The sequence below is a fragment of the Jannaschia marina genome (assembly GCF_013404595.1).
Classification (GTDB): Bacteria; Pseudomonadota; Alphaproteobacteria; order Rhodobacterales; family Rhodobacteraceae; genus Jannaschia; species Jannaschia marina.
Map to the genome: position 1 here is coordinate 131,808 of NZ_JABVAX010000002.1, position 22,480 is coordinate 154,287.

Annotated in this window: 25 protein-coding genes; 13 read left to right on the forward strand and 12 right to left on the reverse strand. The window is 67.0% G+C overall.

All coding sequences use genetic code 11. The features are described from left to right. Nucleotides 1-5 precede the first annotated feature (5 nt). On the reverse strand, nucleotides 6-473 hold the full coding sequence (gene soxR, locus HSX43_RS04370; RefSeq protein WP_179378884.1) for a redox-sensitive transcriptional activator SoxR: 468 nt from the start codon (nucleotides 471-473) through the stop codon (nucleotides 6-8). Nucleotides 474-520: 47 nt separating this feature from the next. On the opposite strand from soxR, the gene HSX43_RS04375 reads away from it, so the two are divergent. After that, nucleotides 521-901 carry a VOC family protein gene (locus tag HSX43_RS04375; RefSeq protein WP_179378885.1) on the forward strand — a complete coding sequence of 127 codons (381 nt, stop codon included), beginning with the start codon at nucleotides 521-523 and terminating at the stop codon, nucleotides 899-901. Between the two features lie 4 nt (nucleotides 902-905). Here the strand turns inward: HSX43_RS04375 and HSX43_RS04380 are convergent, their stop codons facing one another. Continuing rightward, on the reverse strand, nucleotides 906-1,784 hold the full coding sequence (locus HSX43_RS04380) for a LysR family transcriptional regulator (RefSeq protein ID WP_179378886.1): 879 nt from the start codon (nucleotides 1,782-1,784) through the stop codon (nucleotides 906-908). A gap of 97 nt (nucleotides 1,785-1,881) precedes the next feature. On the opposite strand from HSX43_RS04380, the gene HSX43_RS04385 reads away from it, so the two are divergent. Then, entirely contained in the window at nucleotides 1,882-2,049 is a 168-nt protein-coding gene (locus tag HSX43_RS04385; protein WP_179378887.1) for a hypothetical protein, read from the forward strand. Nucleotides 2,050-2,087: 38 nt separating this feature from the next. Here HSX43_RS04385 and HSX43_RS04390 read toward each other — a convergent pair whose 3' ends face one another. Next, nucleotides 2,088-2,768 carry an NAD-dependent deacylase gene (locus HSX43_RS04390; protein WP_179378888.1) on the reverse strand — a complete coding sequence of 227 codons (681 nt, stop codon included), beginning with the start codon at nucleotides 2,766-2,768 and terminating at the stop codon, nucleotides 2,088-2,090. A gap of 82 nt (nucleotides 2,769-2,850) precedes the next feature. Here HSX43_RS04390 and HSX43_RS04395 point away from each other — a divergent pair, with 82 nt between their 5' ends. Beyond that, complete coding sequence (locus HSX43_RS04395; RefSeq protein WP_179378889.1) at nucleotides 2,851-3,528, forward strand: site-2 protease family protein; 678 nt, start codon at nucleotides 2,851-2,853, stop codon at nucleotides 3,526-3,528. Nucleotides 3,529-3,555: 27 nt separating this feature from the next. Here the strand turns inward: HSX43_RS04395 and HSX43_RS04400 are convergent, their stop codons facing one another. Together HSX43_RS04400 and HSX43_RS04405 are read right to left on the reverse strand one after the other, a co-directional pair. Next, nucleotides 3,556-4,065, reverse strand: a complete 510-nt coding sequence (locus tag HSX43_RS04400) for a hypothetical protein (protein ID WP_179378890.1) — start codon at nucleotides 4,063-4,065, stop codon at nucleotides 3,556-3,558. After that, nucleotides 4,058-4,420, reverse strand: coding sequence for a hypothetical protein (locus tag HSX43_RS04405; protein WP_235962499.1), 363 nt, complete (start codon nucleotides 4,418-4,420; stop codon nucleotides 4,058-4,060). The genes HSX43_RS04400 and HSX43_RS04405 overlap by 8 nt, the downstream gene beginning before the upstream one ends. A 240-nt stretch (nucleotides 4,421-4,660) precedes the next feature. Here HSX43_RS04405 and HSX43_RS04410 point away from each other — a divergent pair, with 240 nt between their 5' ends. After that, nucleotides 4,661-6,235, forward strand: coding sequence for an ABC-F family ATP-binding cassette domain-containing protein (locus tag HSX43_RS04410; protein WP_179378891.1), 1,575 nt, complete (start codon nucleotides 4,661-4,663; stop codon nucleotides 6,233-6,235). Between the two features lie 12 nt (nucleotides 6,236-6,247). Here the strand turns inward: HSX43_RS04410 and HSX43_RS04415 are convergent, their stop codons facing one another. Both HSX43_RS04415 and HSX43_RS04420 read right to left on the reverse strand, forming a co-directional pair. Further along, complete coding sequence (locus HSX43_RS04415) at nucleotides 6,248-7,516, reverse strand: DEAD/DEAH box helicase (protein WP_179378892.1); 1,269 nt, start codon at nucleotides 7,514-7,516, stop codon at nucleotides 6,248-6,250. Nucleotides 7,517-7,807: 291 nt separating this feature from the next. After that, nucleotides 7,808-8,041, reverse strand: a complete 234-nt coding sequence (locus HSX43_RS04420) for a hypothetical protein (protein ID WP_179378893.1) — start codon at nucleotides 8,039-8,041, stop codon at nucleotides 7,808-7,810. 128 nt (nucleotides 8,042-8,169) lie between these two features. Here HSX43_RS04420 and HSX43_RS04425 point away from each other — a divergent pair, with 128 nt between their 5' ends. After that, a complete protein-coding gene (locus HSX43_RS04425) occupies nucleotides 8,170-9,453 on the forward strand; it encodes an alpha/beta hydrolase family protein (RefSeq protein ID WP_179378894.1) in 1,284 nt (427 codons plus the stop codon). A gap of 74 nt (nucleotides 9,454-9,527) precedes the next feature. Here the strand turns inward: HSX43_RS04425 and HSX43_RS04430 are convergent, their stop codons facing one another. Continuing rightward, nucleotides 9,528-10,817 (reverse strand): MFS transporter, encoded by a 1,290-nt coding sequence (locus HSX43_RS04430; RefSeq protein ID WP_179378895.1) that lies wholly within the window; start codon nucleotides 10,815-10,817, stop codon nucleotides 9,528-9,530. A gap of 191 nt (nucleotides 10,818-11,008) precedes the next feature. Here HSX43_RS04430 and lepA point away from each other — a divergent pair, with 191 nt between their 5' ends. Together lepA and HSX43_RS04440 are read left to right on the forward strand one after the other, a co-directional pair. After that, nucleotides 11,009-12,811, forward strand: a complete 1,803-nt coding sequence (gene lepA, locus HSX43_RS04435) for a translation elongation factor 4 (RefSeq protein ID WP_179378896.1) — start codon at nucleotides 11,009-11,011, stop codon at nucleotides 12,809-12,811. A gap of 122 nt (nucleotides 12,812-12,933) precedes the next feature. Continuing rightward, nucleotides 12,934-14,280 (forward strand): SIR2 family protein, encoded by a 1,347-nt coding sequence (locus tag HSX43_RS04440; RefSeq protein ID WP_179378897.1) that lies wholly within the window; start codon nucleotides 12,934-12,936, stop codon nucleotides 14,278-14,280. 91 nt (nucleotides 14,281-14,371) lie between these two features. Here HSX43_RS04440 and HSX43_RS04445 read toward each other — a convergent pair whose 3' ends face one another. After that, nucleotides 14,372-14,491 (reverse strand): entericidin A/B family lipoprotein, encoded by a 120-nt coding sequence (locus HSX43_RS04445; RefSeq protein ID WP_179378898.1) that lies wholly within the window; start codon nucleotides 14,489-14,491, stop codon nucleotides 14,372-14,374. A 56-nt stretch (nucleotides 14,492-14,547) separates the two neighbouring features. Continuing rightward, nucleotides 14,548-14,982 carry a type II toxin-antitoxin system Phd/YefM family antitoxin gene (locus HSX43_RS04450; RefSeq protein ID WP_179378899.1) on the reverse strand — a complete coding sequence of 145 codons (435 nt, stop codon included), beginning with the start codon at nucleotides 14,980-14,982 and terminating at the stop codon, nucleotides 14,548-14,550. 145 nt (nucleotides 14,983-15,127) lie between these two features. Between HSX43_RS04450 and HSX43_RS04455 the strand changes: the two genes are divergently transcribed. Further along, entirely contained in the window at nucleotides 15,128-15,601 is a 474-nt protein-coding gene (locus HSX43_RS04455; RefSeq protein WP_179378900.1) for a pyridoxamine 5'-phosphate oxidase family protein, read from the forward strand. 21 nt (nucleotides 15,602-15,622) lie between these two features. Here the strand turns inward: HSX43_RS04455 and HSX43_RS04460 are convergent, their stop codons facing one another. Further along, nucleotides 15,623-16,039, reverse strand: coding sequence for a VOC family protein (locus HSX43_RS04460; protein ID WP_179378901.1), 417 nt, complete (start codon nucleotides 16,037-16,039; stop codon nucleotides 15,623-15,625). Between the two features lie 70 nt (nucleotides 16,040-16,109). Here HSX43_RS04460 and HSX43_RS04465 point away from each other — a divergent pair, with 70 nt between their 5' ends. Both HSX43_RS04465 and HSX43_RS04470 read left to right on the forward strand, forming a co-directional pair. After that, nucleotides 16,110-18,128, forward strand: a complete 2,019-nt coding sequence (locus tag HSX43_RS04465) for a M3 family metallopeptidase (RefSeq protein ID WP_179378902.1) — start codon at nucleotides 16,110-16,112, stop codon at nucleotides 18,126-18,128. Between the two features lie 78 nt (nucleotides 18,129-18,206). Further along, entirely contained in the window at nucleotides 18,207-19,043 is an 837-nt protein-coding gene (locus HSX43_RS04470; protein WP_179378903.1) for an inositol monophosphatase family protein, read from the forward strand. Nucleotides 19,044-19,045: 2 nt separating this feature from the next. Here HSX43_RS04470 and HSX43_RS04475 read toward each other — a convergent pair whose 3' ends face one another. Further along, nucleotides 19,046-19,561 (reverse strand): SH3 domain-containing protein, encoded by a 516-nt coding sequence (locus tag HSX43_RS04475; protein WP_179378904.1) that lies wholly within the window; start codon nucleotides 19,559-19,561, stop codon nucleotides 19,046-19,048. Between the two features lie 99 nt (nucleotides 19,562-19,660). Between HSX43_RS04475 and HSX43_RS04480 the strand changes: the two genes are divergently transcribed. Genes HSX43_RS04480 through HSX43_RS04490 form a run of 3 tightly spaced genes read left to right on the forward strand, consistent with a single transcriptional unit; the run spans nucleotide 19,661 to nucleotide 22,317 of the window. Continuing rightward, nucleotides 19,661-20,647, forward strand: a complete 987-nt coding sequence (locus HSX43_RS04480; RefSeq protein WP_179378905.1) for a 2-hydroxyacid dehydrogenase — start codon at nucleotides 19,661-19,663, stop codon at nucleotides 20,645-20,647. Further along, on the forward strand, nucleotides 20,648-21,646 hold the full coding sequence (locus tag HSX43_RS04485) for a saccharopine dehydrogenase family protein (RefSeq protein ID WP_179378906.1): 999 nt from the start codon (nucleotides 20,648-20,650) through the stop codon (nucleotides 21,644-21,646). Further along, complete coding sequence (locus tag HSX43_RS04490) at nucleotides 21,646-22,317, forward strand: DUF4166 domain-containing protein (protein WP_179378907.1); 672 nt, start codon at nucleotides 21,646-21,648, stop codon at nucleotides 22,315-22,317. The genes HSX43_RS04485 and HSX43_RS04490 overlap by 1 nt, the downstream gene beginning before the upstream one ends. The last annotated feature ends 163 nt before the right edge of the window (nucleotides 22,318-22,480 follow it).

Here is a 22,480-nt window from a genome sequence, read left to right on the forward strand (position 1 = left end):
GCGGGCTACCCGCGCTCCACGCGCACGGCCCCCGGCCCTTCCGCCGCCGCGACGTCGTCGGGGTTGTGGAGCGGGCAGGTCTTCATGCTGAGGCAACCGCAGCCGATGCAGCCCGACAGACGGTCGCGCAGGCGGGTCATCACCTCGATCCGCTCCGTCAGCTCCGCGTGCAGGTCGGCGGCGACACTGTCCCACTCCGCCGGCGTCGGCGCACGATCCGGTGGCACCTTCGACAGCGCGGCCCGAATGCGGCGCAGCGACAGGCCCAACCGCTGCGCGATGCGGATGAACGACAACCGCCGCAACTCCGCGCGCGGAAAACGCCGCTGACCACCCCGGTTGCGCGGTGGCGCGATAAGGCCCTTGCCCTCGTAGAAGCGGATCTGGCTCACGCTCAACCCCGTGCGCGCCGCGACCTCGCCGATCGACAGTTCCTTCGGCAGCATGGTGAAATCCCCCTTGACCTCAACCATAGTTGAGGTCGCAGAACCAGGGTCGTCAACACGGAAAGGAAATCCAGATGGCCCATCTCGAACACGCCAACATCACCGTCCGCGACGCCGACGCTTTCGCCGACACGCTTTGCACCCTCTTCGATTGGCGCGTCCGCTGGTCCGGCGCGGTTCTGGGCGGAGCCGGTCGCTCCGTTCATGTCGGCTCGGACGACAGCTATCTCGCCCTCTATACGCCCAAGGCGGGCGCGGGGCAGGGCGGGGACACCTATGTCACCCGGGGCGGTCTCAACCATGTCGGCATCGTCGTGGACGACCTCGACGCCGCCGAGGCCCGCGTCAGCGCCGCCGGCTTCGTCCCGGTGAACCACGCCGACTACGAGCCGGGGCGCCGCTTCTACTTCGACGGGCCCGAGGGCATCGAGATCGAGGTTGTCGCCTACGCCTAGCGGGTCAGCCGAGAGCCACCTGCGCGCGCAGCCACTTGCGCAGCACGCGCAGGCGGTCCGACACCCGGCCGGGCAGGGTGACCATATAGTAGCCCAGTGGCTCCACCCCGAGCGCGCAGATCCGCACGAGGTTGCCCGCCGCGACCTCGCGCTGGACCACCGCACTCGGCATGACCACGACGCCGAGGCCCGCCATCGCCCCCGCGCGCGACAGCGCGTTCGTCTTCATCTGCCGGACGCGGAGGGCTTCGGGGTCGAGACCGGTCCGCGCGATTAGATCCTTGCGCTCGATCACGTAGTCCTCGAGCAGCCATGGCAGGTCGCGCACATCGTCGAGTCCGGCCTCCGTCTTGCCGCCGAGCAGCTTCGGATGCGCCACGACCCAGAAGTCCCCGTCGGTCAGCAGCTCCGCCTCGACCCCGGGCCAGTCGCCCTCGCCCCAGCGGATCGCCATGTCGATGCCGTCGCCACGCAGGTCGGCCACCTCGATGTTCGGTTCGATGTTCACCTGGATGTCCGGGTGATTGACCCAGAAGTCGCCCATGCGCGGCATCAGCCACTCCGCCGCGAAGGAGGGCGTCACGGCGAGTGAGAGCGGCCGGCCTTCCGCGTCGGCCCGCAATTCCTCCACCGCCTCGGCCAGCGTGCCGAAGCCGGCACCCAACCCGTCGGCCAGCCGTCGACCCGCTTCCGTCACCGCCACACCGCGACCGTCCTTGCGGACGAGCGGCGTCGCCAATTCGCGCTCGAGGCCGCGAACGTGATGGGCGATCGCGGCGGGCGTGACGTTCAACTCCCGCGCAGCGAGGCTGAACCCACCGAGCCGGGCGGCGGCTTCGAAGGCCCGCAGCGCGGCGAGAGAAGGGAGGCGAGACCAGTCCATATGATAGCTCAGCTTTAAGTTTGGAAATCATATTCCGTTGCGACCGGCGCTTATCTGAACGAAATATAGGTCGAAATCAAATCGTGGAGGGCACGACATGAAAAACCGACTCAATAAAACGCCCCTGCCGCAGATCAATCGCACGGCACGCGTCACGGCCCCCGGTCTGCAGATGACGCATGACATCGTCGTGCTCGAGCATCTGCGCCGCGAGAACGCCAAGCGCGTGCCGCAGCGCAACTGGGAGCGCCGCCTCGGCCGGTGATCCCCGGCCCCGCGCGCCCTGTCCCCCGGCGCGCGGGGCTACTCGCTGCGCATTTCCGCGACCCAGGCCGGCACCAGTTCGGTCGCCGGCCCGATGCGGCTCTCGTCGAAGGTGCTGCCAGAGGCTTCGAGGTTCAACTCCAGCGTCCGCGCGCCCGCCTCTCGCGCCAGATGAACGAAGCCGGCCGCCGGATAGACGGTACCAGACGTTCCGATACTGACGAAAAGCGCGGCCTCCGACAGGAGGGCCTCGATCCGTTCCATCCGATAGGGGATCTCGCCGAACCAGACGACGTCGGGCCGCGTCGCCTGTGCGCCGCAGGCGGCGCAGGCGTCATCGGCTGCCATGACATCCGGCGCATCCCATCGCGCGCCGCAGGCATGGCAGAGCGCACGTGACAACTCCCCGTGCATGTGGATGACCCCGGTCGCCCCCGCCCGTTCCAGCAGGTCGTCGACGTTCTGCGTCACGAGCGTCACGTCCGGCTCCGCCGAGAGCTGCGCCAGCGCGCGATGGGCGGCATTGGGCGCGGCCGCGGCCATGTTCGCCCGGCGCGCATTGTAGAACTCGAGCACCAGCGCTGGGTCGCGGGCGAAACCTTCGGGCGTCGCCACCTCCGACAGGTCGTATTGCGTCCAGAGCCCGTCCACGTCGCGAAACGTGCCGAGCCCCGATTCCGCGCTCAGACCCGCTCCTGACAATACGACAACAGGTTTCATTTCCCGCCCCTCTTTCGCGTCCCGAACGCTAGCGGCTCCTCCGCTGTCGTGCCAGTTTGCCGACAACCGAGACCGAGGCCCCATGTTCGACCATTCCGCCCCCCCGATCCTGAGTTTCCGCGGCCCGATGGGCATCCCCGTGAACGTGGTGCCCAGCTTCCTGATGCTGGCCCTCATCTTCATGATGTTCGACCCGAGCCTCGATGGCGCGATCTTCTTCGGCCTCGTCGTCGTGTCGATCTTCCTGCACGAACTCGGGCATGCCTGGGGCTGCCGGGTGCAGGGCGTGCCGGTCACCAAGATCGTGCTCTGGGGCGGTGGCGGGCTCTGCTTTCACCGGCCCGAGCCCGACCCGAAGCGCGACGAACTCATCGTTGCCATGGGGCCCATCGTGAACCTCGCGATCTGGGCGGTCGCCTCGCTCTCGGCGCAATGGGGTTTCTCCTCGGCCGCGGCCTCGCCGATGGTTTACGAGGCGGCCGGCTGGCTCTGGCAGCTTGCGTGGATCAACCTCTTCCTCTTCGGGATCAACATGCTCCCGGTCAGTCCGCTCGACGGTGGGCGCCTCTTCTATCTCTGGCTGAGGCGGCTTCTGCCGATGCGCACGGCGGGCCGGGCGGCGGGGGTCGTCGGCACCGTGATCGCGGTCGCCTGGGTGCCGGCGATGATCTACCTCTTCATGACCTACGGCGTGCTGCTGTTCTTCATGCCCTCGATCGGGCACCACCTCGCCCTCGCGCGGGGGGACTACCTGCCCTAGGGGCCGGCAGGCTGGCTGGCGTCATGGCTAACCGCAGGTCTGCCCGTCGCAGACCTGCAGCGCCCGGATCCACTCCGACCACTCCAGCAGATCCTCGCGCGGCGGGCTCACCACCCAGCTGCGCTGCACCGCGAAGAGCACGTCGTCGCCCTCGATCACGCGCAGGAGGCTGATCTCCGGGCGGCCCGAGACGTCGTGGTTCGGGCAGGCATGGATCGACATCGTCGAGCGCCGGCCACCGGCCTCGAAGACCTCCGGATCCATGTCGAAGGCCCGTGCGCACCGCGCCAGCAGGTCGGCCGAGAGGCCGGCCACGAACCCCGGCGCGTCGAGCCCCGTGCCGCGCAGCTCGGCCACCGTGATCGCATCGGTCCAGCCGTCGAGCGCCTGCCCCTCGCCCACGTAATCCGTCAGGCGGACCGCGCCGCTGTCGCTCACGTGGACGCCGGTGAAGCCCGCGGGCGGGAAGAAGCGCAGCGTCTCCTCGGCCGTGGCCGGTGCGGCGAACACCAGCGCCGCGACGATCAGGCTACGCACAATTGCGCTCGGCGGCGGCGACGAAGTCCTTGTAGCGCCGCCAGAACCGCTCGTCGCCCGCGCGGTCGGACTGCCGCGTGACCTGCGCCAGATGCGGGTCGCGGAAGAAGGCCACGGCGCGCGATTGCTCGCCCCGGCTCAGCGAGAGATTGGCGGTCGCCTGCACACAGCCACAGAGGCTGCTCGATGCGGCGCGCCGGTCTGCGCGCAGGCAGGCGGTGTGGATCGGCCCCGTCGCGAAGGCGCGCACGCCGGCCGACGGCCCGTCGGATCGCCCGCCCCCGCAGGCGGACAGGACAACGGCCAACGCGAGCGCACCAAGGGCCCGCCTGCCGGTCGATCTGGTCGGATTCATCAGCTGCTCAGCCTCCGCTCCTATGTTTTGCGGAAAGGATGCCAGAGCCACGTGCGGCTGACAATCGCCTGCGACGTCTTGATCACGCCGAGGCGAACAGGATGTGTCGCGAAGGCACAGCCGCATCGGTTGAACCGCCGCCGCGACCCCGCTACGATGAGAGCAGCAGAAGGACCACGCCCCATGGATTGCACGCTCGCTCACTGAACCCGCCCACGGTTTCCAAATGCGAGTCCATCCATGCCCTCCATCGTCCTTTCCAGCCTCAGCTGGCACACCCCCGACAACACGCCCCTCTTTTCCGATCTCGACCTGACGTTCGGCCCGCATCGTACCGGCCTCGTCGGGCGCAACGGCACTGGCAAGACCACACTGCTGCGTCTCATCGCCGGCGAACTCGCCCCCCGGTCGGGGCAGATCACACGCCCGCCGACGCTCGGCCTCCTGTCGCAGACGCCGGATGCGCGCCCCGATACCACGCTGGCCGATCTCTTCGGCGTCTCCGAGGAGCTGGCCCGGCTGGCCCGGGCCGATCGCGGGGAGGCGACCGAAGACGATCTCGCCCGCGCCGACTGGACGCTCGAAACCCGCCTCGCGGCGGCGCTCGGGGCGATGGGGCTCGACCAACCACCCGAGACGCCCCTCGCGGCGCTCTCGGGCGGGCAGGTGACGCGCGCCGGCCTGGCGGCGCTGATGTTCGCAGCCCCCGATGCCCTTCTGCTCGACGAGCCGACGAACCATCTCGACCGTGCCGGGCGTGCCCTCGTGATGGAGGCGGTATCGGCCTGGCGCGGCTGCCTCGTGGTGGCAAGCCACGACCGGGTGCTGCTCGACCGCATGGATGCCATCGTGGAGCTGACGACGCTCGGGGCCCGCACCTTCGGCGGCAACTACACCTTCTATCGTGGGGCGAAGGCCGCCGAGCTGTCGACGGCCGCGGCGACGCTGGCGCGCGCGGAACGGGACGTCGTCGAGACGCGCGCACGGGCGCAGCTTGCCCACGAACGCAAGGCCCGCACCGACCGGCAGGGGCGGCAGCTACGGGCCTCGGGAAGCCAGTCGAAACTGGTCCTCGACGCTGCGAAGGAGCGCAGCGAAGGCTCGGGCGGGTCGGCCGCGCGGCTCCGTCAGCGACAGCAGGAAGCCGCTGCTGACGCGCTTGAGACGGCCCGGGCTGCGCTCGAAGTGCTTGAGCCGCTCGCCATCGACATTCCGCCATCGGGCCTTGCGACGGGCCGCGACGTGCTTCGGGTCGACGATCTGCGGTTCGCCTACCCGGGCGGGGCACCTGTGCTTGACGGCGTGTCGCTTGCCATCCGCGGGCCGGAACGCATTGCCCTCGACGGCCGGAACGGGGCGGGCAAGTCGACCCTGCTCGCCTGCATCAACGGCGATCTGGTGCCCGAGGGCGGATCGGTCGCGCTTGAGGTTCCGGCCGGGCTGCTCGATCAGGATCTGAGTCTTCTCGACCCCGACGAGACGGTGCGCGAGGCCTTCGCGCGCCTCGACCCGGAGGCGAGCGAGAATGCCCGCCGCGCCGTCCTCGCCCGTTTTCTTTTCCGCGGAGAGGACGCTCACCGTCGCATCGGCACACTCAGCGGCGGGCAGCGGCTCCGCGCCGGGCTCGCGGTCACGCTCGGGCACAGCCGGCCGCGACAGCTTCTCCTGCTCGACGAGCCGAGCAACCATCTCGACGTCGAGGCTATCGAGACGCTCGAGGCCGCGCTGCGCGCCTTTGACGGCGCGCTGCTGGTCGTCAGCCACGATACGGCGTTTCTGGACCGCATCGGCATTGACCGGCGGGTTGCCCTGTAGGCGACCGACGTGTCAGGCGCTCTGGCGGCTGCGCCGGCGACGCTGGCCGCCGGGCTTGCCGCCGCCGCCGCGGCGCTGGCCGCCACCGGGCTTCGGCCCGCCGCCACGCCGTCCGCCGCGCTGCTGCTTGGGCTTCGCCTCTTCCTGTGCGGGGGTCCAGCGACTGCCGGAGGCCACGGGGATCTTGGTCTTCAGAATCCGCTCGATGTCCTTCAGCTCCGCCATCTCGTCGGGTGCGCAGAGCGTCACTGCCGCGCCCTCGCGCCCGGCCCGCGCGGTACGGCCGATCCGGTGCACGTACGTCTCGGGCACGTTGGGCAATTCGTAGTTGTAGACGTGCTTGACGACCGGGATGTCGAGCCCCCGCGCGGCCACGTCCGTCGCCACCAGCACCGGCGCATCGCCGTTGGTGAAGGCTTCGAGGGCGCGCGTCCGCTGCCCTTGGCTGCGGTTGCCGTGGATCGCCACCGCGTTCACGCCCGCCTTCGTCAGCTGCTTGGCCAGCCGGTCGGACCCGTGCTTCGTGCGGGCGAAGACGAGCGCCGCCTCGGCGGGATGCCCACGCAGCAGATCGAGGAGCAGCCCCGGCTTCTCGGCCTTGGCGATGAAGTGGATCGACTGTTCGATCTTGTCCGCGGTCTGGCCCGAGACGGCCACCTGCACCCGCACCGGCCGGTCGAGATAGGTCGCGGCGAGGCTCTCCATGTCCTTCGGCATCGTCGCCGAAAACAGAAGCGTCTGCCGCTCCTTCGGCAGTTTCGGCTCGATCTGGCGCAGGGCGTGGATGAAGCCCATGTCGAGCATCTGGTCGGCCTCGTCGAGCACGAGGAAATGCGTCGCCGACAGGTCCACCGCGCCGCGGTCCATCAGGTCGATCAGCCGCCCTGGCGTCGCCACCAGCAGGTCGACGCCCCGCTCCAGCCGCTTGATCTGCGGGTTGATGCCCACGCCGCCGACGACCTGCGCCACCCGCAGGTGCGAGTTGCGGATGAAGCCCTGCAGGCTCTCGCCGATCTGCGCGACGAGTTCCCGCGTCGGCGCGAGGATGAGCGCGCGGGCCCGCCGCTTCTCGGGGCGCACGTCACCTTCGAGCAGGTGCTGCACCAGCGGCAGGCCGAAGGCCGCCGTCTTGCCGGTGCCCGTCTGGGCAAGGCCCATCACGTCGCGGCCGTCGAGCGCGGGCGGGATCGCCTGTTTCTGGATCGGGGTCGGATCCTTGATGCCCATCTCTTCGAGGGCGGTGATGAGGCGGGGCTTAAGCCCCAGCATGTCGAAATCCATAATGGTCCTTCGCGCCCCGGTGGGCGCCGGCTGGCACGCCACAGCGGGCGCGCGGTGAGGGGTCACGGAGCCGTGGTGGCCCGTGCTGCCCTGGCGTGATCCTTGGGGAAGCATCCTGCCCGTCGTTGGGAGCGTCCGTCGCGGACGCCCGGCTCACGCGGCCCGAGGGGAGGTGGCGCTGAGATGGGGCAGCGGCGTGCCGCTGTCAAGCCGGCAGCCGGCCGGACAGGAAAAGGGCGACCCGAGGGCCGCCCGAAACCGGTTCTCGTTTTCGAAGAGCGAAGAAGAGGATCAATCCTCTTCGTCGTCGCCGTCGTCATCATCGTCATCGTCGCCATCGAAATCGGCGTCGAAATCGCCGCCGCCACCGGCGACGACCGTGGGCGTGCTGATGACGTCGCCGCGCTTGGTGAAGATCGGTTGGGCGGGCTGTTGCACCACGACGGGCTCGGGGCTGCTGCAGGCGGCAAGGACGACAGCGGCGGTGCCGGTCAGGAGAGCGAAACGTGCGGTGTTGCGGGTCATTTGGTATTCCTACACTTGTACTAGTTCGGTCAAACGCGACCGTCGCGCGTAGGTTCCATGGTATCCTGTAAAAAAATCAATCTGATGCAGGTCGCCTGATCCCGCATGGCGACGCGAAGGAGATTCCCATGAGACCCGCCCTGTTCCTCGGCCTGGCCTGTGCGGCCGCCGTTCCCGCCCTCGCCGAGAACCCGATCGACGTCATCCGCCCCGACGCGCCCGAGCTGGCAGCCCCCGGTCCGCACCCCGTCGGCGTGCGCACGATGACCTTCACCGATCCGGGCCGGATCGACGTGCTGGCCTCCGACAGCGAGATCGTCACCGGCGACCGCTCGATCACCGTCGAGGTCTGGTATCCCGCGGCCGAGGGCACGCCGCCCGGCACCACCTACGAGACCGTGCTGCGCGACGGGGAAACGCCGGTCACGCTCACCGGCGCGGCGGCGCGCGAGGCCGCCCCGGCCGAGGGCCGCTTCCCCCTCGTCGTCATCAGCCACGGCTATCCGGGCAACCGGTTCCTGATGTCGCATCTGGGCGAGAACCTCGCCTCCAAGGGCTACGTCGCCGTGTCCGCCGACCATCCCGAGAGCACCTACTCCGATCAGAAAGCCTTCATTTCGACCCTCGTGAACCGCCCCGTCGACCAGGCCTTCCTCGTCGAGACGATGGCGACGCTCGGCGGCGACATCGGTGCGATCACCGATGCCGACCGCACCGCCGTCATCGGCTATTCCATGGGGGGCTACGGCGCGCTTATCTTCGGCGGAGCCGGTTTGAGCGATCTGGCCGTGACCCGCGCCTTCCCCGAGGCCCTGACCCACCACCTGGGCCTCCTCCACCGCAACGCCGCGGGGTCCGACGACCATGCCGCCCTCGTGGACGACCGCGTGAAGGCCGTCGTCGCCATCGGCCCCTGGGGCCGCAACCGCGACTTCTGGGATGCCGAGAGCCTCTCGGGCCTCGAAAAGCCCCTCCTGCTGATCGCCGGCGGGCAGGACGACGTCTCCGAATATCCCGCCATGCGGCAGATCTTCGAGGAGACGACGGGCACCACTCGCCATCTCCTCACCTTCGTCGGCGCGAACCACAACGCCGCCGCCCCCATCCCGGCCCCGGCCGAGAGCTACGAGATCTCGGAGAAACTCGGCTGGGCCCCCTTCGAGCACTACGCCGATGCCGTCTGGGATACGGTCCGGATGAACAACGTCACCCAGCACTTCACGACGGCCTTCCTCGACCTGCACCTGAAGGACGATCAGAGCCGCGCACCCTATCTCGACCTCGTCGAAGTTGCCGAGGAGGGAGTTTTCGCCATGGAAGACGACCAGCCGACCGACGCGCATACCTACTGGACGGGGTTCCCCGACCGCACGGCCAAGGGCCTGACGTGGGAGACCTTGGAAGAGGAGTAGGGAGGGAGCGATCCGTTCGCAGTGAACGTCGGCTTCGGCCCGGTTGCGGAAGACCGCGTGTGCGCGGATGGCCGCTATTCGATCTCGGCGGCAAGGCGTCTGGCGAGGATGCCGACCAGGATCACGGCAACAAGGAGAAAGACGGCGCCGACCGTCCAGGCCACCGGTGTGGAGTAGACCTCTGCGATGGCACCCGCCAAGATCAGGCCCAAAGCGGCTCCGAGTTGCTGTATCAGCGATCTCAGGGACAGCATCGTGGATCGCTGCCGGTCTTCCACGCATCTGTGCAGGACGCTGCTGGCCGGCGTCTCGCAGATGCCGAGGAAAACGGAATACGCGATGAAGACCACGACGAATCCGACGATGCCGTCCTGCAAAGCCAGAGCGATCTGAACGACCGCCATGCAGGCAAAGGCCGCGGCGAGAGTAACCGCGTGCCGCCGCTTGAAAAGCCGACTGACGTACGGAGACAGCCAGGCTCCGACCGCGATCGAGAAGAAGAAGGTCGCGGTCAGGATACCGATGACGGTGTTCGCATAGCCTTCCTCCAGCATGGGTTTCGCATGGGTCGGCCAGATCACCTCGATCGGGTTGGTCGCCATCAGGAAGAACGCCAGCGCCGCCAGAAGCACCGACAACGCCGGATGTCTCACAGCGAGAAGACCGGCGTCTTTGATGATCGATGGTACGGTCGCGAACCCCTGCATCACGGCTCGGGGATTCAGTTGGCGCGGCGTCTCCACGATGAAGAGCAGAGTATAGACGAACACTCCGAGCATCACTGTCAGGCTTGCCGCGTAGGAGACATCGTAGACGCTGGCATCCAGCCTCTCCGCCAAGGAGCCCAGCAGATCGGGCAAAAGGCCGCCCACGACCGCTCCGACCGCCAAGCCCATGGCATTGGCCCATTGAGCCTTGGCCAGCGCGGGCTGAACGTCCACGTTCGGCGCAGCGGCCTTGAAGGTTTCGATGAACCAGGCGTCGAGCGTGCCCGACCGGAGCGCCCGTCCGAAACCGATGAAGGCGAACGAGAGAGCGAGAACGTAGAAGTCGCTCGTCGAGAGAAAGAGGGCGAGTGAGGTAAAGCTGGCGACGATGGCGGTCAGAAAGACCGGCTTGCGTCCGATGGTGTCGGCCAGTCCACCGAACGGCAGTTCCATCGCCATGGCCGTGAGCGAGTAGATCCCGAATAGCAACGAAATCTGGAAGAGGTCCATGCCTCGATCGGTCAACGCCAGTGCGACGACGGCAACCGTCAGGCCCATCGCAAAACGGTCGAGAAACTGATGGAGTTGAAACACCCGGATGTGCCGCCTCGCCGGAACGCTCAGTGCAGCGATGGAGAACTCTAGTTCGGGTGCCATGATCGCAGCTTCGTCATTGCCGACGGCTTGCACAATACCTCGGAAGAGCTGACGTCGATCCCGGTGCGCCACAGCGAAAGCTCACCCTGTCGCGCCCCCGTTCATCCCGGCCCCGCGACACCGCTACCCCTTCCACCGCCCGCACCCGCGGTGTATCCCCGGCCAAACCCCAGATCACAGGCCGCCCCCAGATGACGACCGACCTCTCCCGCATCCGCAACTTCTCCATCGTCGCGCATATCGACCACGGCAAGTCCACGCTCGCCGACCGGCTCATCCAGGAGACGGAAACCGTCGCGCTGCGCGACATGAAGGAGCAGATGCTCGACGCCATGGATATCGAGCGCGAGCGGGGCATCACCATCAAGGCCAACACCGTCCGCATCGACTACAAGGCCGAGGACGGGAACACCTATGTCCTCAACCTCATCGACACGCCCGGCCACGTCGACTTCGCCTACGAGGTCAGCCGGTCCATGCGCGCGGTCGAGGGCTCGCTCCTCGTCGTGGACAGCACCCAGGGCGTCGAGGCGCAGACGCTCGCCAACGTCTATCAGGCCATCGACGCCGACCACGAGATCGTGCCTGTCCTCAACAAGATCGACCTGCCCGCCTCCGAGCCCGACCGCGTGAAGGAGCAGATCGAGGACGTCATCGGCATCGATGCCGCTGACGCGCTCCTCGTCTCGGCCAAGACGGGGCAGGGCATCCGCGAGACGCTGCAGGCCGTGGTCGACCATCTGCCCGCGCCCAAGGGCGACATCGACGCGCCCCTGAAGGCCATGCTCGTCGACAGCTGGTACGACAGCTACCTCGGTGTCATCGTCCTCGTGCGCATCGTCGACGGCAAGCTCCGGAAGGGCGACCGCGTGCGCTTCCTGTCGAACGGCACCGTGCACCACGTCGACCGCATCGGCGTCTTCCGCCCGCCCATGACCGAGATCGACGAACTCGGACCGGGCGAGATCGGCTTCCTCACCGCCTCCATCAAGCAGGTCCGCGACACCCGCGTCGGCGACACGATCACCCACGAGAAGAAGGGCACCGACCAAGCCCTGCCGGGCTTCAAGCCCTCGGTGCCCGTCGTCTTCTGCGGCCTCTTCCCCGTCGACAGCGCCCAGTTCGAGGACATGCGCGACGCCATCGACAAGCTCGCCCTCAACGACGCCAGCTTCTCCTACGAGGTGGAAAGCTCCGCCGCCCTCGGCTTCGGCTTCCGCTGCGGCTTCCTCGGGCTGCTGCACCTCGAGGTCATCCGCGACCGCATCGAGCGCGAGTACGACATCGACCTCATCACCACCGCGCCCTCGGTCGTCTACCACATCCACACCAAGGACGGGGAGATGCAGGAGCTGCACAACCCCGCCGACATGCCCGACCTCACCCTCGTCGATCATGTGGAGGAGCCGCGGATCAAGGCCACCATCCTCGTCCCCGACGACTATCTCGGCGACGTGCTCAAGCTCTGCCAGGACCGCCGCGGGATCCAGCTCGACCTGACCTATGCCGGCCCCCGCGCCATGGTCGTCTACGACCTGCCGCTCAACGAGGTGGTGTTCGACTTCTACGACCGGCTGAAATCGGTGACGAAGGGCTATGCGAGCTTCGACTACCAGATGATCGGCTACCGGGAGGACAACCTCGTCAAGATGTCCGTGCTCGTGAACGAGGAGCCGGTCGACGCCCTCTCCATGATGGTCCACCGCGACCGCGCCGAGACCCGCGGCCGCGCCATGGTCGAGAAACTCAAGGAACTCATCCCCCGCCACATGTTCAAGATCCCGATCCAGGCCGCCATCGGCGGCAAGGTCATCGCCCGCGAAACCCTCTCGGCCATGCGCAAGGACGTGACGGCGAAGTGCTACGGGGGGGATGCCACGCGGAAGAAGAAACTGCTGGAGAAGCAGAAGGCGGGGAAGAAGAAGATGCGGCAGTTTGGGAAAGTCGAAATCCCCCAAAGTGCCTTTATCAATGCGTTGAAGATGGATGGGTGACCGCACAGGCGGATTGTGGGGGTGGGCGGCAGCGGTTTTCGCGTGCGAAAACTGGCGGGCCTGCTCAGGTTAGAACAAAGTGCTAATGATTTTTTTTATCAATGCGTGGGGATTGGCGGGTGATGGCAGACGATCCGGAGTACGTTGAAGCTGTAGTCGCGAAAATTGGTGAAGCCCGCGAAAAGTTCTCTTTGCAGCCAATAATTTTTGTGGGCTCTGGATTGAGCAGGCGTTGGATAGATGCTCCGGATTGGCATGGCCTTCTCGAGTGGGCCGTTAGCAATTGCCCTGGCGTCGAAATGCCACTCCAGTATTTTTTGCAACAGAATGGCGATCTTGCAACTGTAGCTTCTCGATTGGTCAATCCCTATCAGGAATGGGCTTGGGGCGCTGGAAAAGACAGGTTTCCGGATAAACTCTTTGAAGCCGGGTTGCCGGCAGACGCATACTTAAAGTACTCTATTTCGCAGCACATAAAATCATTTGGCGCATATCCTTCCGAAGATTGGGAAGGGGAGTCGAGTGCATTTTGCAGCATACGACCTCACGCCGTAATTACGACAAATTACGATTGTCTATTGGAGGAAATCCTTCAGGACTATCAGCCTGTGCTCGGATCGGGTTTGATTACCGCACCATTTGCCAACGTTGGTGAGATATTCAAAATCCATGGCTCGGTCGACAAGCCAAGCTCTCTTGTTCTTACAAGTGAGGATTACGAGGCTTTCTCAGTCAAGCGAAGATATTTGACGGCGAAGCTTCTTACCTTCTTTGCTGAGCATCTAGTCCTATTTGTTGGGTATAGTGCGGAAGATACAAATGTTCGAAAGATCCTTGAAGATCTAGAGGAGGCGGTAAATCTTCCAGGTAAACTACTTGAGAATATATTCTTTTTAACTCGTCCCTCTTCTGATGGAGGTGGGTTAGAGAGAATACTGCAAGTTTCGCCCAGCAAGGGGATAAGAGTTCAATCCATCGAGGCTGAAGATTTTACGTGGGTGTTTGAAGCATTCGGGCATAGCGCTCCGTTGGCCAATTTCAATCCCAAGATCCTAAGGGCTATTCTTGCAAGATCCTACAATCTTGTCCGATCAGATATTCCAAAGCAGCAAGTGGAGGTCAACTTCCAATTGATAGCTGAGAAGGTTGAGTCTGACGAAGAGTTTGCATCGTTGTTTGGCATTGCCTCAATGCAGTCAGCGACGGAATTTTCGGCGAGATATAAGTATCTCCTTAGCGACATTGGTCGGCAGCTTGGCTATAGAGGGTGGCACGGCGCGGATAAACTATTAAAGCGAGTCGCAGATGAGAAAGGGGTCGATCTCAAGGCGACTGACAATCGATATCACGGTAAAGTCAAAGTAGGGCGCACTTCTGAGATTCATAAATACACGGACGATACTGTAGCTTTGCTGAAAAAAGTTAAAATTGGCGACGACTATGAGATCGAAGAAGACGAGCAACCCTAAGCCCTGCCGAAACCACACCGCCCCTTTCTCCCCCCCACAAAAAAAGACGGAGGCCCCAGCCCCCGCCTTCCACGTCTCCGGAAACCAGCGCTCAGTTGGCCGCGCGCTGGATGGCCTGGCCGCCGCGCTGGATGTCTTCCCCGGCGCCCTCGATGGTCTCGCAGGCGGCGAGCGACAGGACGAGGGCGGTGGCGAGCGTGAGGATCTTCATCGGTGTCTCCTGCGGTTGGGTCGGGGACAAACCCGCGTCCCCCCGGATCGTTCCCCTCACCCCCGCCACCACCACCGCCGCTTGCGCACCGGCTCCGGCGCCTCCTCCTCCACCGTGAGCACCGTCTCCACCTCGCCGCCCGCGACGACGTCCATCCCCTGGCGGCGCAGCAGCCGGCGTTCCTGCCAGCGGGTGAGTTGCACCTCGCGGATGTGTTCCGCCGTTTCCCGGTCGGTCGCGAAATACCCCTTCGGCCCCTTGAAGACACCCGAGGGGCGGTGGCGCGGGTTGTCCCACCTCTCCGCGTCCTGGTCGCGCCAGATGCGGCGCAGCTCCGGCATCGACACGATCGCCGCGATCGGTTTGCCGTGGCGGGTCAGCACGCAGTAGGCCCGCGGGTCCTGCACGAGGGTCAGCACCTCCGAGAGGCGGCCGCGCGCGGCGCTGACCGTGAGGCTCATCGAGCGCGGCACGTAGTGGGGATCGAACATCGGGGGCCTCCGGGACTTTTGTACAAAACGTTCAATGGGGGTCCGACACTACGTACAAATTGTTAAAAATCGGCGTATGGGCGGACCCGGCGCGCGGTCCGGGACGTTGGGGAGGTGAACTGCAAACGCCCGAAAGGAGCCCACGATGAGCACCGATCTCGAACAGAAGTTCTGGAAAGCCCTCGCCCAGGATCACGCCGTCTTCCTCGCCTGCGACGGCGCGCTGCCGCGCCCGATGACGGCCAGCACCGACGGCGAGAGCGCGCCGATCTGGTTCTTCTCCGCGCGCGATACCGATCTGGGCAAGGCGTTGAAAACCGGCCCGAAAAACGGGATCATGACCTTCTCGTCCAAGGGCAACGACATCTGGGCCTCGGCCTCGGGCCCGCTCGTCATCGACAACGACAGGGCCATGATCGACAAGCTCTGGAACCCCTTCGTCGCCGCCTGGTACGACGGCAAGGACGATCCGAACCTCGCGCTCATCCGCTACGATGCCCGTGAGGCGCAGATCTGGGAGACGGGGTCTTCGATCGTCAATGGAATCAAGGCCTTGATGGGTCGCGACCTCGAAAAGGATTTCGAGGACAGGACCGAGCACGTCCGCCTGAGCGCCTGACGGCCGGAGCTGCGGACCGGGTCAGGCCGGCCCGTTGATCTCCAGAAGATTACCTTCCGGGTCAGTGACATAGACGTGTCGCAGGCCTGGAATGGCGAACTCTCCGGTGACCGAATGCGGAACGCCTGCGGCCCTGAGCCGGGCAATCACCGCATCGAGGTCGCGCACCTGTATCGCCACGTGCCCGCCGACGGATGGGTTGTGCAAGAGGTTGTTCTTCTTCGCGAAATCCGCATCCGGCGCGATAAGGTGCAGCCCCGAATGGCTGTCCCGCCCGTCGGTCAGCAGGGCCAGCCGGTCAGGCTCTTCCGGCAGGTACCCGCGCGTCGACGGGAAGGTCCACCCCGCCTCCGTCAGCCCCAGAATATCGGTGTAGAACGCCGCGGCGCGCCGCACGTTCCTCGTCTCGAGGTTCACATGGTGAATTGTCCAGTCCATCGCATCCTCCCGCCCAGACCCTAGCAACCCGCCGCTGCGCGGCCTACCTTGGAAAGTAAAGGAGATCCCGATGACCAACCCGCTCTTGGCCGACTGGACCGGCCCTTTCGCCCTTCCGCCCTTCGCCAAGATCGAGGATGCGCATTTCGAGCCTGCGCTGGAGCAGGGCATGGAGGAGGGCCGGGCAGCAGTTGCGGCGATCGTCGCGACCGAGGAGGAACCGAATTTCGAAAATACAATCGAGGCGTTGGAACGCGCCGATGACCTTCTAAACTGCGCGGCGGGCGTCTTCTACAACCTCGCGGGGGCCGACTCGACACCGGCGCGCGAGGCATTGATGCGCGACATGGCACCGAAGCTTTCGGCCTACGGCTCCGAGATCACCAACAACAAAGAGCTTTTCGCCCGGGTCCGTGACCTTTGGGAACGGCGCGATGCGCTCGATCTGACAGAAGAGCAGGCCCGCGTCCTGATGTTGACGCATCGGGGTTTCGTGCGGGCCGGGGCCGCGCTTGAGGGGATTGCGGCGGACCGGCTGACCGACATCAAGGCGCGGCTTGCCACGCTAGGGACAGCGTTCAGTCAGAATCTGCTCGCCGATGAGCGCGATTGGTTCATGGACCTCGGCGAAGACGACCTCGACGGTCTGCCGGAGTTCGTGAAGGACGCAGCCCGCGCCGCCGGGGCGGAGCGGGAACGGCCCGGCCCGGTTGTCACGCTCAACCGGTCGCTCATCGTGCCGTTCCTGCAGTTCTCGCCGCGCCGCGACCTGCGGGAGAAAGCCTATGAAGCCTGGACGGCGCGGGGCGCGAACGGGGGCGAGACCGACAACCGCTCCCATGCCGCCGAGATTCTGAAACTGCGTCAGGAGCGGGCAGAGCTCCTGGGGTACGACAGCTTCGCCGACTTCAAGCTCGAGACCGAGATGGCCGGCACCCCCGAGGCCGTGCGCGACCTTCTGATGAAGGTCTGGGAGCCGGCGCGTGCGGCCGCGATGGCCGACGCGGAGCATCTGGAACGGATGGCGCGCAGCGACGGCATCACCGGGCCGCTCGAACCCTGGGATTGGCGCTACTACGCCGAGGCGCGGCGCGCGGAACTGCACGATCTGGACGAGGCGGAACTGAAGCCCTTCTTCCAGCTCGACCGGATGATCGATGCGGCCTTCGCCTGTGCGACCCGGCTCTTCGATCTGGAGTTCAAGCCGATCGACGGGCCGTTCTATCACCCGGACGTGCGCGGCTGGGAGGTCTCGCGCAAGGGCGCGCATGTGGCGGTGTTCCTTGGGGATTACTTCGCGCGGCCGTCGAAGCGCTCCGGGGCCTGGTGCAGCGCCATGCGGTCGCAGTCGAAGCTCGATGGCGACGTGCGCCCGATCGTCGTGAACGTGTGCAACTTCGCCAAGGGCGATCCCGCTCTGTTGAGCTACGATGACGCGCGCACGCTCTTCCACGAGTTCGGCCACGCCCTGCACCAGATGCTGTCGGACGTGACCTATGAAAGCGTCTCGGGCACCTCGGTCGCCCGCGACTTCGTCGAGCTTCCGTCACAGCTCTACGAGCACTGGCTCGACGTGCCCAAGGTGCTTTCGGAGTTCGCGACCCATGCCGAGACCGGCGAGGCGATCCCCGATGACCTGCGCGACCGGCTCCTGAAGGCGTCGACCTACGACATGGGGTTCGCGACGGTGGAATATGTGGCCTCGGCCCTCGTCGACCTTGCCTTCCACGACGGCGAAGCCCCGGCCGACCCGATGCAGAAGCAGGCGGAGGTGCTGGAAGAGATCGGGATGCCCCGCGCGATCCGGATGCGCCATGCGACGCCACATTTCGCCCATGTCTTCTCGGGCGACGGCTATTCCTCGGGCTACTACAGCTACATGTGGTCGGAGGTCATGGACGCAGATGCCTTTGCCGCCTTCGAGGAGGCGGGCGATCCCTTCGACCCGGCGCTCGCGGCGAAGCTGGAGGAAAACATCCTCTCGACCGGCGGTTCGGTCGACGCGGCTGAGCTCTATACCCGCTTTCGCGGTCGTCTGCCGGGGGTGGAGGCCCTCCTGAAGGGGCGCGGTCTGGACGATGCGGCCTGAGTCCCGACGCGGTTGACAGGGGCGAGCGGGCCGTGCAGCCCGCCCTCAGCAAAAGCTCCCCGAGACCAAGGATGCACCATGCCCCTAACCCCCGATCAGACCGAGGCGATCGTCGCTGCCGTGCGCGAAATTGCGGCCGCCGAGATCCTGCCGCGGTTTCGCAACCTCGATGCGAAACAGATCGACGCGAAGGGGGCCTTCGATGACCTGGTGACCGTCGCCGACAAGGCCGCCGAGGTCGCGCTGACGGCGCGCATCCGCGCGATCCTGCCCGGCGACACCGTCGTCGGCGAGGAGGCGGTGGCCGAGGATCGCAGCCTGCTCGACCGGGTGGGCACGGGCCGGGTCACGATCATCGACCCCATCGACGGCACGTGGAACTTCGCCCACGGGATCGCGAACTACGGTGTCATCCTCGCGGTAATCGAGGACGGCGTGACCGTCTTCGGGATGCTCTACGATCCGTCCTTCGACGACTGGGTCGTCGCGACGAAAGGCCGGGGCGCGGGCTACCATCGCGGCGGCCACGTGCGGCCCCTACGCACCGACCCGGAGGACGCGCCTTTCGACCGGTTGCGGGGGAACACCGGCGGCTATCTCTATCCGGAGGACGCGCAGCCGGGCCTTGCGGCGACGATCCCGATGTTCCGGCGGACGACCTCGATGGGCGCCAGCCTGCACGAGTACCGGATGCTTGCGCTCGGCGGCTCGGATTTCTGCCTGAACGGGATGCTCAATGTCTGGGACCACGCCGCCGGCGTGCTGATCCTCGAGGAGGCGGGCGGCATGTCCCGGCTGCTCGACGGCACGGCCTATCACCCGACGATGACGGAGGGCCGGCTTCTGAATGCGCGCAACGAGCGCCTCTGGGAGCGGCTGGCCGAGACCTTCACCGCGGCGCTCGACGGCAACTGACGTCAGTTCAGCGCGGCCTCGGGCGACACGCCCCAGAGGGTTCCGGCCTCGGCCCAGCCCTCGGCCCCCTGCACCTCGACCGCGCACCACCCGTTCTCGCAATCGCCCAGCCAGGCGACGACCCCGGCCTTGAGCCGGGCGGAGACGCGCGCGTCGGGGGACGGGCGGCGGCGCAGGTCGAGCTGCTCTGGCTCCACGATGACGCTGCGGTTGCCCGAGAGGAGGGAGTAGTGCATCCAGCCGCCCGCCCCCTCCTGATCCTGCACGCGCCGCCACTGGCCGTATTCATCGACCAGCAGGAGCGGCATGTTGCGCCGCTTGAACACCCAGTCGATGCGGTGGGTCGAGGAGGGCCCGCGCCGCGCGTATCCTTCGGAGGCCTTCATCGACACGAAACGCGGCATCGGCAGCCCGGTGATCGGGCCGCGGTCGCTCTCCTCGGCGAAGGCGGGGGCGGCGGCGAAGGTCTGCAGCGATAGGGCGGCCAGAAGCACCGCCGTCACGAAGGTGAAACGCATCTCGGATCCTGCTCTGTCTGGCGCGGGGTCTTATGCCCCTTGCGCGTCCGGGGCAGGATGCCATCATGGGCCCCGCCGACAAAGGGAGAGATGCAGGCCATGGCAGCAAAACGCCTGAGTGTTGTCGTCACGCGACGCCTGCCGGCCCCGGTCGCCGAGCGTATGGCGGAACTCTTCGATGTGCACCACGCGGGGGAGGAGACCTCGCCCGATCGCGCGCGGCTCATGGAGTTGCTGCCCGAAGCCGACATCCTCGTGCCCACGATCACCGACGTCATCGACGCGCCCCTGCTGGCCGCGGCGGGCGACCGTCTGAAGCTCGTGGCGAACTACGGGGCCGGGGTCGACCATATCGACGTGAACACCGCGCGGGCGCGCGGCATCCTCGTGTCGAACACCCCCGGCGTCCTGACCGAGGATACGGCGGACATGGGACTTGCCCTGATGCTCGCGGTGCTGCGGCGGATGACCGAGGGCATGGCGCAGATGCAGGAAGGCGTCTGGGAGGGCTGGGCCCCCGAGGCGCTCCTGGGCACGCGGCTCCGCGGCAAGACGCTGGGCATCCTCGGCATGGGCCGCATCGGGCAGGCGATGGCCCGGCGCGCCCGGGCCTTCGGGATGGAGATCCACTATCACAACCGCCGTCGCCTGCACCCGGGCCTCGAAGAGCCGCTGGAGGCGACCTTCCACGAACGGCTCGACGCGCTCTGCACGCGGGCCGACGTGATCTCGGTCAACTGTCCGCACACGCCCTCGACGTTCCATCTGTTGAACGCGCGTCGACTGCGGTTCCTGAAACCCTCCGCCGTCGTGGTGAACACCTCGCGGGGCGAGGTCATCGACGAGAACGCGCTGACGCGGATGCTGCGCGCGGGCGAACTCGCCGGGGCGGGCCTCGACGTCTACGAGCGGGGGCAGGGGGTGAATCCGCGCCTGCGGGAGCTGCCGAATGTCGTGCTGCTGCCGCACATGGGTTCGGCCACGCGGGAGGCCCGGCTCGAGATGGGTGAGAAGGTTCTCATCAACATGCAGACCTTCGCCGACGGCCACCGACCGCCCGATCAGGTCGTGCCCGCGATGCTCTAGATGACCGACGACGGATCGGGCGAGGGGCCGGTCCCTCGCGACCCACGTGGGACCTCCGCGACCGGGATGCGCGTTCTCGTCATCGGCGGGACGGGCGTGTTCGGGTCCCGGCTGGTCGCGGGATTGCGGCAAAGTGCAGGTCTCGACGTTCTGGTCGCGGGGCGGGGTGCGGGCAACGACGTGGTGCTCGACCGGAACGCTCCCGATCTCGCCCGCCGGATCGCCGCAGAGAAGCCGGACATCGTCATCGACGCGGCCGGCCCGTTTCAGGACTACGGCGCAGCACCCTATGCCGTGGCCGAGGCCGCCATCGCGGCCCGGGCGCATTACCTCGACTTGTCGGACGACGCGGACTTCACGGTGGGGATTGCGGCGCTCGACCCGGCGGCGCGGGCGGCGGGGGTCGCGGCGATCTCCGGGGTCTCGACCGTTCCGGCCATCTCCTCCGCGGCGGTGGTGGTGCTCTCTGAGGGTCTGGACGACATTCACCTGATCGACAGCTTCATCGTTCCGGGCAACCGCGCGCCGCGGGGCCTCTCGGTGATGCGCGCGATCCTCGCGCAGGCCGGGCAGCCGATGACCGAGTGGCGAGCGGGCCGCCCGCGCCGGACGCGCGGCTGGGGCGATCTGCGGCGCGTGCACCTCCCGGGCCTCGGACGACGCTGGGTGAGCGCGATCGGCGCGCCGGACCTCGCGCTCTTCCCGGCGGCCTACCGTGCGCGAAGCGTCCGCTTCGGCGCGGGGCTGGAGCTCACGCTCCTGCACCTCGGCCTCTGGGCGATGTCGCTTCCGGTGCGCTGGGGCCTTCTGCGGTCCCTTGCGTACCTTGCCCGTCCGATGCGCCGTCTCGCCGCGCTCTTCGAGCCCTTCGGGTCCGACCGGGGCGGGATGCGGGTGCGCGTGGTCGGCAAGGGCCGGATGGACCGGAGCGGCGGGACTGGACGGTGGTGGCCGCGGCCGGCGACGGGCCGCATATCCCCGCCCTGCCGGGCCGCGTGATGGTCGCCAAACTCCGCGCAGGGGAGGTGCCGGCCGGCGCGCGCCCCTGCCTGGCGGCCTTCACCCTGCCGGAGCTCGCGGCGATGTCGGACGGCCTCGAGCTGACGTTCGCGCGCACCGACACACCGCTCACGCCGGTGTTCCGAACCGCCCTCGGCACGGATTTCGATGACTTGCCGAAGGGCCTGCGCGATCTGCATGGCGTGCTGGCCGACCGGCGCTGGTCGGGCATCGGCCGCGTCGAGCGGGGAGAGGGCCTTGCCGCGCGTGCGATCTGCTTCGCCGTGGGTTTCCCGCCGGCGGCGGAGGATGTGCCCGTCACCGTGACGATGGAGCGGCGCGGAGACGCGGAGATCTGGGTCCGCGACTTCGGCGGCCGGCGCTTCCGCTCGCACCTGCGGTCCGCGGGCGCGCCGGGCAAGGGGGAAGTGACCGAACGGTTCGGACCGCTCACCTTCCGGATCGGCCTGAAGGTGGTGGACGGCCGGCTGACCTATCCCGTCCTCGCCGGACGCCTCGGTCCCGTTCCGCTCCCGCGCTGGCTGCTGCCGCGGAGCGAGACCGTGGAGGCGGCCGACGGCGCGGGCGTGAAGTTCGACGTGGACGTGTCCCTACCGCGGGTCGGGCGGCTCGTGCGCTATCGCGGGCGGCTCGTGCCGTCAGAGGCGTGACCGACAGGAACAGATGACACGCGAAGCCGGTCCCGGCGACGACACGATCGATCCGCGCCACCCCGGATCGACTTCGGCCGTGCCCTTGAAGACGCCGAAGCGGCAGCGCTCCGCGGATTGACGGGTCCCCCACCTGCGGGCTTGCCGGGCTGGTGGGGGCATT